Origin of the sequence: Delftia sp. WSY_22 (assembly GCF_043104185.1) — a bacterium.
GTDB classification, from domain to species: domain Bacteria; phylum Pseudomonadota; class Gammaproteobacteria; order Burkholderiales; family Burkholderiaceae_C; genus Comamonas; species Comamonas tsuruhatensis.
Genome location: NZ_JBICKN010000014.1, coordinates 56,080 through 73,122, shown reverse-complemented (window position 1 = coordinate 73,122; position 17,043 = coordinate 56,080). Strand labels below are relative to the sequence as shown.

At 66.1% G+C, this 17,043-nt stretch carries 16 protein-coding genes; 6 read left to right on the top strand and 10 right to left on the bottom strand.

The window, feature by feature from the left end:
* Positions 1-6: 6 nt before the first annotated feature.
* From prmA to ACF8NF_RS08430, 5 genes are all read right to left on the bottom strand, one after another.
* A complete protein-coding gene (prmA, locus tag ACF8NF_RS08450; RefSeq protein ID WP_017404628.1) occupies positions 7-897 on the bottom strand; it encodes a 50S ribosomal protein L11 methyltransferase in 891 nt (296 codons plus the stop codon).
* Positions 898-982: 85 nt separating this feature from the next.
* Positions 983-2,347, bottom strand: a complete 1,365-nt coding sequence (gene accC / locus ACF8NF_RS08445; RefSeq protein WP_016448007.1) for an acetyl-CoA carboxylase biotin carboxylase subunit — start codon at positions 2,345-2,347, stop codon at positions 983-985.
* Between the two features lie 132 nt (positions 2,348-2,479).
* Positions 2,480-2,944 (bottom strand): acetyl-CoA carboxylase biotin carboxyl carrier protein, encoded by a 465-nt coding sequence (accB, locus tag ACF8NF_RS08440; RefSeq protein WP_016448008.1) that lies wholly within the window; start codon positions 2,942-2,944, stop codon positions 2,480-2,482.
* A gap of 145 nt (positions 2,945-3,089) precedes the next feature.
* Positions 3,090-3,590 (bottom strand): TlpA family protein disulfide reductase, encoded by a 501-nt coding sequence (locus tag ACF8NF_RS08435; RefSeq protein WP_392450445.1) that lies wholly within the window; start codon positions 3,588-3,590, stop codon positions 3,090-3,092.
* Positions 3,591-3,636: 46 nt separating this feature from the next.
* Entirely contained in the window at positions 3,637-4,245 is a 609-nt protein-coding gene (locus ACF8NF_RS08430; protein ID WP_392450436.1) for a hypothetical protein, read from the bottom strand.
* A 244-nt stretch (positions 4,246-4,489) separates the two neighbouring features.
* On the opposite strand from ACF8NF_RS08430, the gene mpl reads away from it, so the two are divergent.
* Complete coding sequence (gene mpl / locus ACF8NF_RS08425) at positions 4,490-5,929, top strand: UDP-N-acetylmuramate:L-alanyl-gamma-D-glutamyl-meso-diaminopimelate ligase (protein WP_061288105.1); 1,440 nt, start codon at positions 4,490-4,492, stop codon at positions 5,927-5,929.
* 83 nt (positions 5,930-6,012) lie between these two features.
* Here the strand turns inward: mpl and ACF8NF_RS08420 are convergent, their stop codons facing one another.
* Positions 6,013-6,330 carry a hypothetical protein gene (locus ACF8NF_RS08420; RefSeq protein ID WP_392450434.1) on the bottom strand — a complete coding sequence of 106 codons (318 nt, stop codon included), beginning with the start codon at positions 6,328-6,330 and terminating at the stop codon, positions 6,013-6,015.
* Between the two features lie 247 nt (positions 6,331-6,577).
* Here ACF8NF_RS08420 and ACF8NF_RS08415 point away from each other — a divergent pair, with 247 nt between their 5' ends.
* A complete protein-coding gene (locus ACF8NF_RS08415) occupies positions 6,578-6,946 on the top strand; it encodes a YqcC family protein (RefSeq protein WP_016453140.1) in 369 nt (122 codons plus the stop codon).
* A 57-nt stretch (positions 6,947-7,003) separates the two neighbouring features.
* Here ACF8NF_RS08415 and ACF8NF_RS08410 read toward each other — a convergent pair whose 3' ends face one another.
* From ACF8NF_RS08410 to rodA, 4 genes are all read right to left on the bottom strand, one after another.
* Entirely contained in the window at positions 7,004-8,161 is a 1,158-nt protein-coding gene (locus ACF8NF_RS08410) for a 3-deoxy-7-phosphoheptulonate synthase (RefSeq protein WP_016448014.1), read from the bottom strand.
* 441 nt (positions 8,162-8,602) lie between these two features.
* The gene (locus ACF8NF_RS08405; protein ID WP_016448015.1) at positions 8,603-9,223 is read right to left on the bottom strand and encodes a hypothetical protein; all 621 of its coding nucleotides are present in this window, start codon (positions 9,221-9,223) and stop codon (positions 8,603-8,605) included.
* A 97-nt stretch (positions 9,224-9,320) separates the two neighbouring features.
* Positions 9,321-10,781: a metalloprotease TldD gene (gene tldD / locus ACF8NF_RS08400; RefSeq protein WP_392450433.1), complete on the bottom strand. Its 1,461-nt coding sequence runs from the start codon at positions 10,779-10,781 to the stop codon at positions 9,321-9,323.
* A 352-nt stretch (positions 10,782-11,133) separates the two neighbouring features.
* The gene (gene rodA, locus ACF8NF_RS08395) at positions 11,134-12,303 is read right to left on the bottom strand and encodes a rod shape-determining protein RodA (RefSeq protein ID WP_016448017.1); all 1,170 of its coding nucleotides are present in this window, start codon (positions 12,301-12,303) and stop codon (positions 11,134-11,136) included.
* A 212-nt stretch (positions 12,304-12,515) separates the two neighbouring features.
* On the opposite strand from rodA, the gene ACF8NF_RS08390 reads away from it, so the two are divergent.
* The 4 genes from ACF8NF_RS08390 to aroE are packed head-to-tail and all read left to right on the top strand — an operon-like array spanning position 12,516 to position 17,036.
* On the top strand, positions 12,516-13,100 hold the full coding sequence (locus tag ACF8NF_RS08390) for a YqiA/YcfP family alpha/beta fold hydrolase (RefSeq protein ID WP_016448018.1): 585 nt from the start codon (positions 12,516-12,518) through the stop codon (positions 13,098-13,100).
* 55 nt (positions 13,101-13,155) lie between these two features.
* A complete protein-coding gene (locus ACF8NF_RS08385) occupies positions 13,156-15,222 on the top strand; it encodes a ribonuclease catalytic domain-containing protein (protein WP_279493336.1) in 2,067 nt (688 codons plus the stop codon).
* 48 nt (positions 15,223-15,270) lie between these two features.
* A complete protein-coding gene (locus ACF8NF_RS08380; protein ID WP_016448020.1) occupies positions 15,271-16,134 on the top strand; it encodes an energy transducer TonB in 864 nt (287 codons plus the stop codon).
* A 41-nt stretch (positions 16,135-16,175) separates the two neighbouring features.
* On the top strand, positions 16,176-17,036 hold the full coding sequence (gene aroE / locus ACF8NF_RS08375) for a shikimate dehydrogenase (protein WP_017404620.1): 861 nt from the start codon (positions 16,176-16,178) through the stop codon (positions 17,034-17,036).
* Positions 17,037-17,043: the final 7 nt, after the last annotated feature.

Sequence of the window (17,043 nt, the reverse complement as noted above, 5' to 3'; positions counted from 1 at the left end):
CGCAAATCAGGCCGCGCGGCGCGCGGTCATCAGGATCCAGCCATCTTCGCTGTCGGCGACTTCGAGTGCCAGGTACGGCGCGTAGGCCTGCTTGAGTTCGTCGGCCTGGCGCTCCAGGATGCCGGCCAGCACCAGGCTTCCACCCTCCGCCACGCGGGCGCACAGCAGCGGCGCCAGCACCTTGAGCGGCGTGGCCAGGATGTTGGCCAGCACGGTGCGGTATTCACCCGTCACGGCATCGGGCAGGCCGGCCTTCAACTGCACGGCGTTGGCATCGGCGTTGTAGCGCGTGGACTCCACGGCAGCCGGGTCGATGTCCACCGCGTCGATGTCGGTGGCACCGAACTTGGCCGCACCGATGGCCAGGATGCCGGAGCCGCAGCCGTAGTCCAGCGTGCGCCCCAGGCTGCCCTCGGGCTGGCGCGCGATCCAGCGCAGGCACATGCGCGTGGTCGGGTGCGTACCCGTGCCGAAGGCCAGGCCCGGGTCCAGGCGGATGCTCACGCGCGCCTGCGGCGGCAGCTCGTGCCAGGTGGGAACAATCCAGAATTCGGGGGTGATGTCCACGGGGGCGAACTGCGACTGCGTCAGGCGCACCCAGTCCTGCTCGGGCACCTGCTTGACGGCGATGATGCTGCAGCCCTCGAAGAAGTCCTGGGGCAGCAGCAGATCACGTGCCTCTTCGGCCGCTTGCTGCGTGGGGAACAGCGCCACCAGGCGGCTGCGCTGCCAGCCGTCCTTGGGTGGCGGCATGCCGGGCTCGCCGAACAGGGCCTGCTCGGCCTCGGTCTGCGCGTCGGCGTCCTCGACCGATACGCTCAGGGCGTCCAGCGCATCCAGTGCATCGCTGATGGTTTCGACCCGGTCTTCCGGGCACAGCAGGCTCAACTCGAACATGGGCCCATCCTTTTCTAAGCAATCAATGAAAAATGCCGGCCGCCGTCGCCGGGGGCCAGCATGCATGGTCGATCGGGTGACCCGCTCAACGCTTGTTGGCGTTGCGGTGCGCCAGCCACTCTTCCAGGTAGTGGATGTTGGTGCCGCCTTCCATGAACTTGGCGTCCACCATCAGGTCCTGGTGCAGCGGGATGTTGGTCTTGATGCCTTCGACCACGGTCTCCAGCAGCGCAGTGCGCATGCGTGCCAGCGCCTGCTCGCGCGTGTCGCCGTGAACGATGATCTTGCCGATCATGGAGTCGTAGTTCGGCGGCACGAAGTAGTTGTTGTAGACGTGCGAGTCCACGCGCACGCCCGGGCCACCGGGCGCATGCCACATGGTGATGCGGCCTGGCGAAGGCATGAAGTTGTAGGGGTCCTCGGCATTCACGCGGCATTCGATCGCATGGCCCTTGAGCTGGGCATTGATCTGGCGCTGGGTGAAAGGCAGCTTCTCGCCTGCGGCCACCATGATCTGGGTGCGAACGATGTCCACGCCCGTGATCAGTTCCGTCACCGGATGCTCCACCTGCACGCGCGTGTTCATCTCGATGAAGTAGAACTCGCCGTTTTCGTAGAGGAACTCGAAGGTGCCTGCGCCACGGTAGCCCAGCTTCTTGCAGGCTGCAGCGCAGCGCTCGCCGATCTTCTCGACCAGGCGACGGGGAATGCCGGGAGCCGGCGCTTCCTCGATGACCTTCTGGTGGCGGCGCTGCATGGAGCAGTCGCGCTCGCCCAGGTAGACGGCATTGCGATGGTTGTCGGCCAGGATCTGGATTTCCACATGGCGCGGGTTCTGCAGGAACTTCTCCATGTAGACGGCCGGATTGCCGAAGGCCGCACCGGCCTCGGCCTTGGTCATCTGCACGGCATTGATCAGCGCCGCCTCGGTATGCACCACGCGCATGCCACGGCCACCGCCGCCGCCTGCGGCCTTGATGATCACCGGATAGCCCACGGCCTTGGCGATGCGACGGATCTGCACCGGATCGTCGGGCAGTTCGCCGTCCGAGCCCGGCACGCAGGGCACGCCCGCCTTGATCATGGCCTGCTTGGCCGAGACCTTGTCACCCATGGTGCGGATGTTGTCGGGCGTGGGGCCGATGAAGGTGAAGCCGCTCTTTTCCACGCGCTCGGCAAAGTCGGCGTTCTCGCTGAGAAAGCCGTAGCCAGGGTGGATCGCCTCGGCGTCGGTCACCTCGGCGGCCGAGATGATGGCCGGCATGTTGAGGTAGCTCAGCGGCGAAGGAGCGGGGCCGATGCACACGGCCTCGTCGGCCAGCTTGACGTACTTTGCGTCACGGTCGGCCTCGGAATACACCATCACCGCCTTGATGCCCAGTTCACGGCAGGCGCGCTGGATGCGCAGGGCGATCTCGCCCCGGTTGGCAACCAAAATTTTCTTAAACATGAAGGTCCTCGCGGCTTGGTGCCTGCGGCGGTACGCAGGCCGAAGCCGTCAGTTGAGCCAATTGCTCTGTCGCGCCGCGGCATGCGTTCGCGCCAGGGCGTCGTGCCGCTTGCGGCATCGCTCGCCTGCAGGTTACTCGATCACGAACAGGGGCTGGCCGTACTCGACGGCCTGGCCGTTTTCACCCAGGATGCGGGTAATGGTGCCGCTCTTGTCGGCCTCGATCTCGTTGAGAATCTTCATCGCTTCGATGATGCAGATGGTCTCGCCTTCCTTGACCTGGTTGCCCACTTCCACGAAAGGCTTGCCGCCAGGGCTGGATGCGCGGTAGAAGGTGCCGACCATGGGCGACTTCACCACATGTCCCGCGACGGCTGCCTCGGCAGGGGCTGCCACGGGCGCTGCTGCAGGAGCGGCCACAGGTGCTGCCACGGGCGCAGCCATCGGAGCCTGCATGGGCGCAGCCACGTAGTGCTGCACCACGGCGCCTTCGCTCTTGACGATCCGGACCTTGCCCTCTGCTTCGGTGATCTCCAGTTCCGACACGTTCGATTCGGACACCAGATCAATGAGGGTCTTGAGTTTTCGCAAATCCATGGGAGCTCCAGCGGCTAACAACTAAATAGGGCGCGAATTTACTCCAATTTCGCCCTTCTGCGTGCTTTGAGGCATATTTTTCATCAACGTCGCCATGGAATTCGGGGGATTTCCTGAGCCTGCACAGGCTCGGTCGCTGCGGAAATCAGCCTTTTACGCTCCAGGAAGCCAGATCTTCGGTAGTAAGCTCACCTATTTTACGTTGCCGCACCAGGCCATCCTCGCCGAGCAGCACGGTGAAGGGCAGTCCACCCTGCAGATTGCCGAGCGAGCGGGTCAGGCCCAGACCGCCTTCCACCGCCAGCGCCACGGGGAAACGCAGGGGTGTGCGGCCCAGAAAGCGCTGCACTGCCTCGGGCTTGTCCACGGCCAGGCCAATGACCTGAATGCCATGCTGGTCTTGGCGTGCCGAGAAGGCATCCAGCATGGGCAGTTCGCGCACGCACGGCGGGCACCAGGTGGCCCAGAAATTGACCAGCACCGGCTTGCCACGCCAGCGCGACAGCGTCATGGCCGAGCCATCCGGCGTGATGAAACGCTGCTGCCACAGCTGCTCTTCGGCGCTGGACTCCATGGCATGGGGCTGAAATCGCCACCAGGCCAATCCGGCGCCACCCAGTCCCGCAGCGGCGGCAACGCCGCCCATCAGCCAGCGGCGGCGGGAAGATGTGTTTTGACCTGCATCCACGGAATCAGCCACGGTCGGCCTCCCCTTCGCCCTGGTTCAACAGCTTGCGCAATGCCTCTGCGCTGCCACGCGGGCTGCGCCCCTGTCCATCGGGCTTGAGCGCGCCGCGCAGATCGTCAAGATCATGGACCAGCAGGTGCACACCCACATCCTCGTTCAGCGGGCGGCAGAAGGCATGGATGCTCAGCGCCTCCACGCTCTGGCCGGTGAATCCCGTCACGGTGCTGGGTTCGTAGTTCACATGCTGGTTGATCAGTGCGATCTCTGCCGATTTGGGGTCGTCGCAGAACAGTTGCAGATAAATATCGGACAGGCGCGTGGCCGTGCCGCGCCAGACGGCGCCGGCCAGGTGGGGACGGAACTCGGCCAGGCGATCCATCCATTGCAGAGCCAGCTCGCGCAGGGCCTGCAGTTCCTGGGGCTGGGTGTCGGCGCAGAACAGGGCGATGTATTCGCGCACAGCCTCTTCCACCAGGTCATTGCCCGGCAGCGCAGTGCGCGAGGGCAGTCCCAGCTGGCGCACAGCGCGGTGCTTGGCAGGCCCCCATTCCAGACCTTCCTCGACCACGAGGCGGGCCGCAGTCTGGGCAATTTCGGCAGTGGCTTGGTCCATGGCTTTACGATCCGCTGTATCCCTACATATATATAAGAGGCCGTCCCTGCGGATGGCCCCGGGCCATTGTGACCCAAGCCGCGGCAACGCCGGCCGCTGACGGGCTTTGCATGTTCCCGCCAGCGCCTTGCACCGGCGATTTCGCAACCTTGTGTTTCCGGGACCCGGTGCCTGCTGGGCCGCAAGCTCCTGTTTTTGCAGGCCAGCCATCCCGGACATGGCGGCAACCGTAGAATGCCCGGCCATGCACATACATATTCTGGGCATCTGCGGCACCTTCATGGGCGGACTGGCCGCGCTGGCGCGCGAGGCTGGGCACCGCGTCACAGGCTGCGACGCCGGCGTCTACCCGCCGATGAGCGATCAGCTGCGTGCACTGGGCATCGAGCTGATCGAGGGCTACGGCGCCGACCAGATGACCCTGCAACCCGACATGTATGTCGTAGGCAACGTGGTCAGCCGCGCGCGCCTGCCCGACGGCAGCCCCAAGTTCCCGCTGATGGAGGCAATCCTCGAAAGCGGCGCTCCCTACACCAGCGGGCCGCAATGGCTTTGCGAACATGTGCTGCACCATCCGTCCTGCCCGCGCCATGTGCTGGCCGTGGCCGGCACGCATGGCAAGACGACCACGACGTCGATGCTGGCCTGGATTCTCGAATGCGCAGGCCTGGCTCCGGGCTTTCTGGTCGGCGGCGTGCCGCTGGACTTCGGCGTCTCGGCCCGCCTGGGTGCATCCAGGCGCCCGACGCCAGGCGAGGGCCCGGCCGGCGCGGAGCCCGTCTTCGTCATTGAGGCCGATGAATACGACACGGCCTTCTTCGACAAGCGCAGCAAGTTCGTGCACTACCGCCCGCGCACGGCCGTGCTCAACAACCTGGAGTTCGATCACGCCGACATCTTCGAGGATCTCGGTGCCATCGAACGCCAGTTCCACCATCTGGTGCGCACCGTCCCCGCTTCGGGCCGGCTTGTTGTCAACGGTATCGAGGAAAGCATCACCCGCGTGCTGCACCAGGGCTGCTGGAGCGAGGTTTCCAGCTTCGGGGCGGTGGTCAGCGACTTCAGCGCAGAGGGCGATCCGAGCGCCTTCGACGTGCTGCACCGTGGCCGCAAGGTGGCCCGCCTGGAATGGGCGCTGACCGGGGAACACAACCAGCTCAACGCGCTGGCCGCCATTGCGGCAGCCGAGCACGTGGGCGTGACGCCGGCACAGGCCTGCGAGGCGCTGGCGCGCTTTCAGAACGTCAAGCGACGCATGGAGCTGCGCGGCATGGCGGGCGGCGTATCCGTCTACGACGACTTCGCCCACCACCCCACGGCCATACGCACCACGCTGGACGGCCTGCGCCGCAAACTCGGCAGCCAGGCACGCATCCTTGCGGTGTTCGAGCCGCGCAGCAACACCATGAAGCTGGGCACCATGAAGTCGCAACTGCCCTGGTCCCTGGAAAGCGCCGATCTGGTGTTCTGCCACACGGCCGGCCTGGACTGGGACGCCGCCGAGGCGCTGCATCCCCTGGGCGTGGGCCCTGGCCGCAAGGCGCAGGTGGCAGGCGACATGGACACGCTGATCGGACAGATCCTCGCAGCCGCCCGGCCGGGCGACCATGTGGTGTGCATGAGCAACGGCGGCTTCGGCGGCATACACCCCAAGCTGCTGGCCGCCCTGCAGGCCGCAGGCTGAACAAAGCGCAAGCAGGCCCCACCCCAATGAAAGAAGCCCGGGACATGCCCGGGCTTCTTTCATGTGCCTTCGCCTGTCAGCCGTCAGTAGCTGATGGACATGGCGGGCACGTCGACACGGATCAGCGGCTTGGACAGCACGGCCTGGGCTGCAACGGCATAGCTGTTGCGCCACTGCTCGTCGTCGAACAGCCCGACACGCGAACGCGCCGCGCGCGCCACCACCACCAGCTTGTCGGCCAGCAGTACCTTGCCGCTGGCACGCAGGGGTTCGCAGTCCATGGAGATGAACTGCTGGTCCAGCCAATGCCGTCCTTCATCGGAACTCATGGGGGTGAGCCCGTTGGTGTCCGTGCGGTACTCTTTTCCGGCATCCAACACCACAATCACTTCGCTGCGCATGGAACTCCTCTCGTCATTACTGGATACAACCCCGTGCCTGCTCGCGCGGACAGGGCCGTTACTCATACCGCGAGCTTAACCGCAAGCGCCTTTTCCACACCCCGGGCAAGCTGACATGGCGCAAGCGCCGCAGCCTGGGGCTGGCACTGCCAGCAGCAGGTGTTTCATGGCGGCACGGCGCCCGCTTCAAGGTGCAAACGTACAATCGCCTGCAGATTGGACCCCGAATCTTCATCAACCGCATCGCATGACGACCGACACCACACACCAGAAACTGCTTGACCAGCTGCAGCAGCTCGAAGATGAGTTGCGCGGCCAGAGCCTCTGGTCGGCCGTGGCGCCAAGCCCCGAGGCCATGGCGTCGACCATGCCCTTCATGTACGACACGCTCAAGCTGCAGCAATGGCTGCAGTGGGTTTTCCTGCCCCGGCTGCGTGCCGTGATCGAGGCCGGCGGCCAGCTGCCCTGCCAGAGCCACGTTCATCCGCTGGCCGAACATGAGTGGAGCCAGCCCGTGGAATTCGACAAGCGCCAGTTGCTGGCCCTGCTGCAGGGCATAGACGACACGCTGAACCAGTGCGGTCTGACTCCGCCGGACGCCACATCGTCCCACTGACCACGGAGCGGCCAGGCACGAAAAACGGGGCGCAGACGCCCCGTTTTCTTTTGCGCCTCAGGCAGCCACCAAGGCTGCTGCCGCCTCGGTCTGCTTGACGCGGCGCTGCCGCACGGCGTCGGACAGCTCGGCCAGCGTGGCCAGGGAATCATCCCAGCCCAGGCAGGCGTCGGTAATGCTCTGGCCGTAGGTCAGGGCAGCCACTTCATCCTTGCCGGGCGTGAACTTCTGGGCGCCGCCCACAAGATGGCCTTCGATCATCACGCCGAACACGCTGCGCGAGCCGCCGCTGATCTGTCCGGCGATGTCGCGGGCCACGTCCTTCTGGCGCTCATGCTGCTTGGAGCTGTTGGCGTGACTGCAGTCGACCATCAGCGTGGGCGTCAGGCCCGCCTTTTCGAGGTCCTCGCAGGCAGCGGCCACGTTGGCAGCGTCGTAGTTGGGAGTCTTGCCGCCGCGCAGGATGACGTGGCAATCCTGGTTGCCCGCCGTGTTCACGATGGCAACCTGGCCATTCTTGTGCACCGACAGGAAGTGGTGGCCACGGCTGGCCGACTGGATGGCGTCGGTGGCGATGCGGATGTTGCCGTCCGTGCCGTTCTTGAAGCCGATGGGCGCCGAGATGCCCGAGGCCAGTTCACGGTGGACCTGGCTTTCCGTGGTGCGCGCACCGATGGCGCCCCAGCTGATCAGATCGGCGATGTACTGGGGAGAGATCACGTCCAGGAACTCGCTGGCGGCCGGCACGCCCAGGCGGTTGATGTCGATCAGCAGTTGCCGCGCAATGCGCAGGCCCTCGTCGATGCGGTAGCTCTGGTCCAGGTAGGGATCGTTGATCAGCCCCTTCCAGCCCACGGTGGTGCGCGGCTTTTCGAAGTACACGCGCATCACGATCTCCAGCGTGTCCTTGTACTGCTCGCGTATGGGCGCCAGGCGGCGCGCGTACTCGATGGCGGCCGCCGGATCGTGGATGGAGCAGGGGCCGACGATGACCAGCAGGCGGTCATCCTCGCCAGCCATGATGTTGTGGATGGTGCGGCGGGTATCGCCGATCAGGGTTTCGACGGCCGTACCGCGGATGGGGAAGAAGCGAATGAGGTGCTCGGGAGGGGGCAACACGGTGATGTCCTTGATACGTGCGTCGTCGGTTTGGCCAGTCTTTTGGGAACCGCCGCGATACCAGGAATCGGCGAGGGAAGCTTGATGAGCAGTCATTGCTTGCTTTCGTGAGGAAAGATGGATCGTGGAAAACGGAGCGAAGAATCGTGAGGGGAAAAACAAAAAACCGCCGGGCTCTGCAGCTTCGGCGGTTCTGAGGGAGGTTTGTTCGGGTGCGCGCGCTTACCTCTCTTCCGCCGGGGAGGAGAACCAAAAGTAAAAGTAGAAGGAGGTACGGGCTTGCATGGGAACTGAATGTAGCACAGTCATTTTTCGCAGTGCAACATGGCCATGGCAGCACGGGGGGCGCACTTCACAGTGCCACAGAGAGAAACCTCAAAATCCCCCACGCACTTAAACTGCTTTTTTAACCGTTCAACGCAAAAATATTTCGTCATCACGGATAAAAACACGATGACATGCAGTTTTCTTGCATTCACCTTTGAAAACGTGCAAACCCCAGAAAATGACGCTTCCGCGCATCGCGGCAGGCCCGCCTCAACGCCGCAGCAAGGAGTCGCGCAGCCTGCGCAGTGCTCGGCGCAGGGCGCTCCAGGGACGCCAGCGACGCGTCCGGTACCAAGGCTGCATTGCGGCGGCATCGAACCCGCCGGCCACAGCGGCGGATTCCGCAAACATGTCTATCAACAGGCATGCATCTCCCAGCAGGCGCCAGCCCAGACGCTCGCAGCGGCGGAAATGCTCGGGCTCCTGGGCATCGCCCACCAGCACGGACTGCTGCCAGGCGTGCACGACCTCCCTGAATCCCTTGAGCAGGCGCTGGTAGGCGGGAAATTCGTAGAGGGCGTGCCATACCGCCCCCAGCGTGGTGAGGAAGTGCTGGTGGTCCAGCACGGCCAGGTCGAGTTGCTGTATGGCCTCTTCCACGGCAGGGCGTGCACTGCCCGCATAGCGCACGCGCACGGCCTCGTCCAGCGCAACGGCCAGCAAGGCCAGTTGCTGGTGCATGGGCTGCAGGTCGCCCACGATCAACTCGTTCAGCCAGACGCGGTTCAGCCGCGACTCGCCGGCCCAGGTGCGCCAGTGTTCCGGCAGGCTGCGCAGGGGATGGGCAGAAGTCTGCAGGCCTGGCCGGGAAGGAAAGGAAAGCTGGGTCATGGAATCGGCGCCGGGCGGCGCCCACGGAGCGCGGCGGGCCGCGTCAGGCAGGACAGAGGACCCGCCCCCTGCCATGCAGGGCGCGGGCATGCGACGGTCAGGCCGTGCCGCCCACCGTCAGGCCGTCGATGCGCAGCGTAGGCTGACCCACGCCCACGGGCACGCTCTGGCCTTCCTTGCCGCAGGTGCCCACACCGCTGTCCAGGCGCATGTCGTTGCCGATCATGGTGATGTGCTTGAGCGATTCCGGGCCGCTGCCCACGATGGTCGCGCCCTTGACGGGGTACTGGATCTTGCCGTTCTCGACCCAATAGGCCTCGCTGGCAGAGAACACGAACTTGCCGCTGGTGATGTCGACCTGACCGCCGCCGAAGTTGGTGGCGTACAGGCCCTTCTTGATCGAGGCCACGATTTCCTGCGGATCCTTGTCGCCACCTAGCATGTAGGTGTTGGTCATGCGCGGCATGGGGATGTGGGCATAGCTTTCGCGGCGGCCGTTGCCCGTGGGCTTGACGCCCATCAGGCGGGCGTTCATTGCGTCCTGGATGTAGCCCTTGAGGATGCCGTCCTCGATCAGCACATTGCTCTGGCTGGTGCAGCCCTCGTCATCGACGTTGAGCGAACCGCGGCGATCGGCCAGCGTGCCGTCGTCCAGCACGGTGACGCCCTTGGCCGCCACGCGCTGGCCGATGCGGCCGCTGAAGGCGCTGGCGCCCTTGCGGTTGAAGTCGCCTTCCAGGCCATGGCCCACGGCTTCGTGCAGCAGCACGCCGGGCCAGCCGGGGCCAAGCACCACGGTCATTTCGCCTGCCGGCGCGGGGCGCGACTGCAGGTTGGTGAGGGCCGCGCTCACGGCTTCGTCCACATATTGCGCGATCTGCTCATCGCTGAAATAGGCCAGGCCAAAACGGCCACCACCGCCGGCCGAACCCACTTCGCGCCGACCCTTTTGCTCGGCGATCACGGTGACGGAAAGACGCACCAGCGGCCGCACGTCGGCAGCCAACGTGCCATCGGCGCGGGCGACCAGCACCACGTCGTACTCGCTGGCCAGGCCGGCCATGACCTGGACGACACGCGGGTCCTTGGCGCGGGCCAGGGTTTCGACCTTGCCCAGCAGCTCGACCTTGGCCGTGCTGTCCAGCGTGGCAATGGGATCCAGCCCCGGATACAGCGAGCGGCTTTGCGCGATCTTGGACGCGTTGGCGCGCACGCGCTTGCTCTGGGCCGCGCCCGAGATGGAGCGCACGGTGCGTGCCGCATCCAGCAGGGAGGCTTCGGAAATATCGTCGGAATAGGCAAAGGCCGTCTTCTCGCCGCTGACCGCCCGCACGCCCACACCCTGGTCGATGCTGAAGCTGCCGGTTTTGACGATGCCCTCTTCCAGGCTCCAGCCTTCGGCGCGGGTGTACTGGAAGTAGAGGTCGGCGTCGTCGACCTGGTGGCTGCGGATCTCGGCCAGTGCGCGCGCGAGATGGGTTTCATCGAGCCCGAAGGGCTCAAGCAGCAACTGGCGCGCTGTGGCCAGGCGTTCAATGGTGGGTTCGCGGGAGATCATTCGCCCATTGTAGAGAGCCGGCCATGCCCTCGCCGTGCAACGGGGGCAGCCAACGGCTCATGGGCCTGCAAAAAAGAACGGAATGCCGCCCCACCAGGCTGAGCGGCATTCCGTAGGCATGCATCCGCGTGGATGGCGAACATGCTGGCCCATGTCCGCGCTTGCTTTGTAGCGCGCCTCGGCGTCCGTGGCAAGTGCACGGTCATCCCGCAGACGTTATGGAAACAGGAGCATGCCAGTCTCATGCAGGCTTGGCTTGCTCGCCAAATCATGGAAAGAAACGGAGCTTTCCGGCAGCAGGCATCCAGACTATTTGACATTTGCAGGCGCCTTGGGCGCCGCAAACTGGTGTTCAGAGCGGGCCGCCGCCCTCGCCCGGCAGTTGCCGCTGCGAACGCGCCACCGACATCAGCACCCCCAGCGCCAGCCCCAGCGTGACCATGGCCGTGCCGCCGTAGCTGATGAAGGGAAGCGGCACGCCGACCACGGGCAGGATGCCGCTGACCATGCCCATGTTCACGAAGGCATAGGTGAAGAAGATCATGGCCACGGCCGCCGCCATGAGCCGCGCGAACAGCGTGTTGGCCTGGATGGCGATGGCCAGCCCGCGCCAGACCAGCAGCAGGAAGGAGACGATGATGAACAGGTTGCCGACCAGGCCGAACTCCTCGGAATAGGCGGCGAAGATGAAGTCGGTCGTGCGCTCGGGGATGAACTCCAGGTGGGTTTGCGTGCCTGCCATGAATCCCTTGCCCCAGACGCCACCGGAGCCGATGGCGATCATGCCCTGGATGATGTGGAACCCCTTGCCCAGGGGGTCGCGCGTGGGGTCCAGCAGGGTGCAGACACGGGTCTGCTGGTATTCATGCAGCACGGGCCAGCGCACGCCGTCGGCGCACAGCTGGGGTTCGTACCAGACGATGAGGGTGATGCCGATCACACCGGCCAGCACGGGCGGAACGATGAGTTTCCAGGGCAGGCCCGCGAAGAAGATCACCGACAGGCCGGCCGCCATCACCAGCAGCGAGGTCCCCAGGTCGGGCTGCTTCATGATCAGCCCGACAGGCACCATGAGCAGCACCATGGCGATCACGAAGTCCGTGCCGCGCAGCTGGCCCTCGCGGCGCTGGAACCACCAGGCCAGCATCAGCGGCGTGGCGATCTTCAGCAGCTCGCTGGGCTGGATCACCACGCCCACGTTGACCCAGCGCTGAGCCCCCTTCTTGGTGATGCCGAACAGCGCCACCGCCACCAGCAGCGCCACGCCCAGCATGTACAGCGGCACGGCCACCTTCATGAGCTGCTGGGGGGGAATCTGGGCCACGACAAAGAGGATGGCCGCCGCGATCAGCATGTTGCGCCCGTGGTCGGTGAAGCGCGTGCCGTGGTCGAAGCCCGAGGAGTACATGGCGATCAGCCCCGCCGACGCCAGCATGCCCACGAACAGCAGCAACCAGAAGTCAAAGCCCCGCAGCAGCGGGGCAACACGTTGCCAGAGGGAGGGCTTGTCGAATTCGGTCACGGGGATGGTCGGTCGCGGGCACGGGCCGCCATTATCCCGTGGCGCATGCGGCCTAGCCCGGCGCAGGGTTGCCCACGGAGGCGGTTGTCATCCTGCTGTCGGCCCGGGCCTTCCCTGCTGGGCGCCGCCCGCCGCAGCGGCCACAATGGGCCATGAGCCGTCCGGGCCGCATCCGGCGCCCGGCCCCAGCAACGCAAAGGAGAGCGCCCGCCATGACCACCACCCATTTGCTGTATCTGCACGGCTTTCGCTCCTCACCCCAATCCACCAAGGCCCGGCGCATGGCCGAACATGTGGCCACGCGCCATCCCCATGTGCGCTGGTGGAGCCCGCAATTGCCGCCATCCCCGCGCGAGGCGGCCGCCCTGATTGCCGACGGCATAGGCAGCTGGCCGCGAGAGACCATGGCCGTGATCGGCTCCTCGCTGGGCGGCTACTACGCCAGCTGGGTGGCCCAGCTGGCGCGCTGCCGCAGCGTGATGATCAACCCGGCCGTGAACCCGGCGCGCGATCTTGAAAAGTACATTGGCGAGCAGACGTCCTGGCACAACCCCGAGGAACGCTTTTTCTTTCGCCGCGAGTACATGGAAGAGCTGCGCGCGCTGGACACGCGCTCCATGACACCGGCCGCGCCCGAGATGCTGCTGGCGGCCGAGGGCGACGAAGTTCTGGACTGGCGCGAGATGAGCGCGCGCTACCCGCATGCGCTGCAGATCATCCAGGAAGGCGGCGATCACGCGCTGAGCAACTTCGAGGAGTACCTGCCCCAGCTCGACGAGTTCCTGAATCTGGCCTGATGCCGCACACGCCTGCGCGGCAGCTGCCAGCCGCAGCGTGGGAGAATATCGGGCTATGCACGCATTGTTTGAAGAAGCCGGCAAGTTCCTGGCCGGCCGCATCCTCTCCGAAGCCGACACCTCCGCCCAGGTGGAACTGGACTCGGGCAAACGGGTCAAGGTCAAGTCCGCCAACATCCTGCTCAAGTTCGACAAGCCGGCGCCTGCCGAGCTGATCGCCCAGGGCCAGGCAATGGCCGCCGAGATCGATCTGGACCTGGCCTGGGAATTCGCCCCCGAGGAGGAATTCGGCTTCGCCGACCTGGCACGCGACTATTTCTCGGACAATGCCACGCTGGCCCAGCAGGCCGGCGCGCTGTTTCGCATCTACGAGGCGCCGCACTACTTTCGCCGCGCCGGCAAGGGCCGCTTCAAGAAGGCGCCGGCCGAGATCCTGCAGCAGGCGCTGGCCGGCATAGAGAAGAAAAAGCAGATCCAGGCCCAGATCACGGCCTGGGCCGAGCAGCTGGGCGCTGGCGAATGCCCCGGCCCCATACGCGAACAGCTCTACAAGATCCTGTTCCGCCCCGACAAGAACGCCGCCGAATACAAGGCCGTGGTCGAGGCCAGCCGCGCCACGCGCCTGGCACCGCTGGATCTGCTGCACAGGGCCGGCGCCATTGAATCGGCCTACGAATTCCACTGGAAGCGCTTCCTCTTCGACCACTTCCCCAAGGGCACGCAATTTCCGCCACTGGAGGCGCCCCAGCCGCCGGCAGAGCTGCCGCTGGCCGATGTCCAGGCGTTTTCCATCGACGACTCGGCCACCACCGAGATCGACGACGCGCTGTCGGTGCGCGGCCTGGGCACGGGCACGGTCACCGTGGGCATCCACATCGCGGCCCCCGGCCTGGCCATCGTGCCGGGCACGCCGCTGGACCAGCTCGGCCGCTCGCGCCTGTCCACTGTCTACATGCCCGGTTACAAGATCACCATGCTGCCCAACGAGGTGGTGCAGATCTACACGCTGGACGAAGGCCGCGCCAACCCCGCCGTGTCGCTGTACGTCACCGTGGACGAGGCCACGCTGGAGACAACGGCCAGCGAGACGCGCCTGGAGCGCGTGCCCGTGCAGGTCAACTTCCGCCATGACAAGCTGGACCACATCGTCACCGAGCAGTGGCTGGCCGACCCCTCCTTCGAGGTCGAGGGCACGCCCGAAGTGCTGCAGGGCAAGCGCGCCGAACTGACGTTCCTGCAGCGCTGGGCCAGGCACCTGAAGGCCGGGCGCGAACTGGTGCGAGGCAAGCCCGAGAACTTCAACCGTCCCGACTACAACTTCCGCCTGGTGGGCAACGGCAGCGCCGAGCCCCGCGGCAACGAGCAGGTCGAGATCACCGTGCGCAAGCGCGGCGCACCGCTGGACCTGATCGTGGCAGAGGCCGCCATCGTGGCCAACAGCACCTGGGGCGGCTGGATGGCCGATCTGGGCGTGCCCGGCATCTACCGCAGCCAGGCCAGCCTGGCCCCCGGCATCAAGGTGCGCATGTCCACCAAGGCGCTCCCCCACGCGGGCATCGGCGTCAAGAGCTATGCCTGGGCCACCTCGCCGCTGCGCCGCTATGTGGACCTGGTTAACCAGTGGCAGATCATTGCCTGCGCGCGCCATGGCAAGACCGCCGCACTGGCGGCGCCGTTCAAGCCCAAGGATGCCGAGCTGTTCGGCATCATCAGCAGCTTTGACGGCGCCTACAGCGCCTACAACGGCTACCAGGCAGGCATGGAGCGCTTCTGGACGCTCAAGTACCTGCAGCAGAACGCCATCACCGAGCTGACGGCCACCGTCATCAAGGAAGGCATGGGCGGCGGCCTGCTGGTGCGCGCCGACGACCTGCCGCTGGTCTTTCCCGTGCTGGGCGTCACCGGCCTGCCGCGCGGTGCCCATGTGCGCGTGCGCCTGGGCGAGATCGACGAGATCGCGCTCGATGTCTCGGGCACGCTGATCGAGCGCCTGGACAGCGACGCCGCCGCTGCCGACGATGGAGCGGAGGACGACGAGGAGGCCGTGGCCGGCCCCATCGCCATCGCCGTGGACATGAACGAGACCGACGGCACGCCCGCGGCCGATCCTGCCCAGCCCTGATCTGCCCGCGCCCCTGCCTCGCATCCAAGCCACTGCCTTAGATCTGACGTGAAACTGCCTACCGCCTTCCGTTCCCTGAGTACGCTGCAGTTGGCACTGGGTGTCTCCATTGCCCTGCATGCCGGGTTGCTCTCGTTCCGGTTCATCGATCCGGAACGCTTCGACCGCGTGTTCCAGGACACGCCGCTGGAAGTCATCCTGGTCAATGCCCGCGCCAACGAGCAGCCCGACAAGGCGCAGGCCATCGCGCAGACCTCGCTGGCCGGCGGCGGCGAAGCCGACAAGGGCCGGGCCTCCAGCCCCATGCCCTACTCGGCGCTCACCGCCGTGGGCGACGACTTCGAGGAACGCCAGCGCCAGATCGACTCCATGCAGGAGCAGCAGACCGTCTTGCTGACGCAGTTGCGCAAGCAGGTCGCGGCCCTGCCGCCGCTGGACCCGCGCGAGGCGGCAAAGCAGACCAAGGAGCAGCAGGCCCAGCAGGAAAAGCGCCAGCAGCTGGTCAAGCTGCTGGCCGAGATCGAAAAACGCATCAACGAAGAAAACGCCCGCCCCAAGAAGCGCTACATCAGCCCGTCCACGCGCGAGGCCGTCTACGCCATCTACTACGACGGCCTGCGCCGCAAGGTCGAGGACAAGGGCACGGAGAACTTTCCCGAGCAGGCCGGCAAGAAGCTCTATGGCGAGCTGGTCATGATCCTCACCGTCAACCACGACGGCCGCGTGCTGTCCACCGAGATCGTGCAGGGCTCGGGCAACCGCCTGCTGGACACCCGCGCCGAAGCTATCGCGCGTGCGGCCGGCCCCTTCGGCCACTTCGGCCCCGCCATGCGCGCCAAGGCCGACCAGATCGCCGTGGTCTCGCGCTTCAAGTTCACGCGTGAGCAGACGCTGCAGACCACGGTCCAGTAGCCCAGTAGCGCCCCGCCCTCTTCGCACTCCATTTTTTCGACATGACTTCCGTTGCCGCCACCTCCTCCGACCGCTACTGCGTCATGGGCAACCCCGTCGCGCACAGCCGTTCGCCCTGGATCCATGCCCGCTTTGCCGAACTGTGCGGGCAGGACCTGCACTACGAGCGCCAGCATGTGGAGCTGGATGGCTTTGCCGAGGCCGTGCGCGGCTTCGTCGCGGCAGGCGGACGCGGCTGCAATGTCACCGTGCCCTTCAAGCTGGAAGCCGCACAGCTGGCCACCACCTCCAGCGAGCGCGTGCAACTGGCCGGCGCCGCCAACACCCTGGTGCTGGCGGCGGACGGCATCCATGCCGACAACACCGACGGCCTGGGCCTGGTGGCCGACATCGTGCGCAATGCGGGCGTGCCGCTGGCCGGGCGCGACCTGCTGCTGCTGGGCGCGGGTGGCGCCGCAGCCGGCGCACTGGGCTCGCTGCTTGCCGAGCGCCCGCGCCGCATCGCCGTGGTCAACCGCACCTTCGAGCGCGCCCAGGCCCTGGTGCAGCGCCATGCCGCCATTGCCGCGCAACATGGCGTGGAACTGGTGGCGCTGGAGCAGCAGGCCGTGGATGAGGATTTCGACGTGGTCATCAACGCCACCGCCAGCAGCCTGGCCGGTGCCGAGGTGCCCGTGCCGGCCCGCGTGCTGCGCCCTGGCAGCCTGGCCTACGACATGATGTACGGCCCCGCGGCCCAGGGCTTCATGCAGTGGGCCGAACAGCACGGCGCCACGGCCCGCGACGGGCTGGGCATGCTGGTGGAGCAGGCGGCCGAATCGTTTGCGCTGTGGCGCGGCGTGCGCCCGCCCTCGGCCCAGGTGCTGAACGAGCTGCGCGCCCATATTGCTCAAGGCGGCTGAGCGCTTC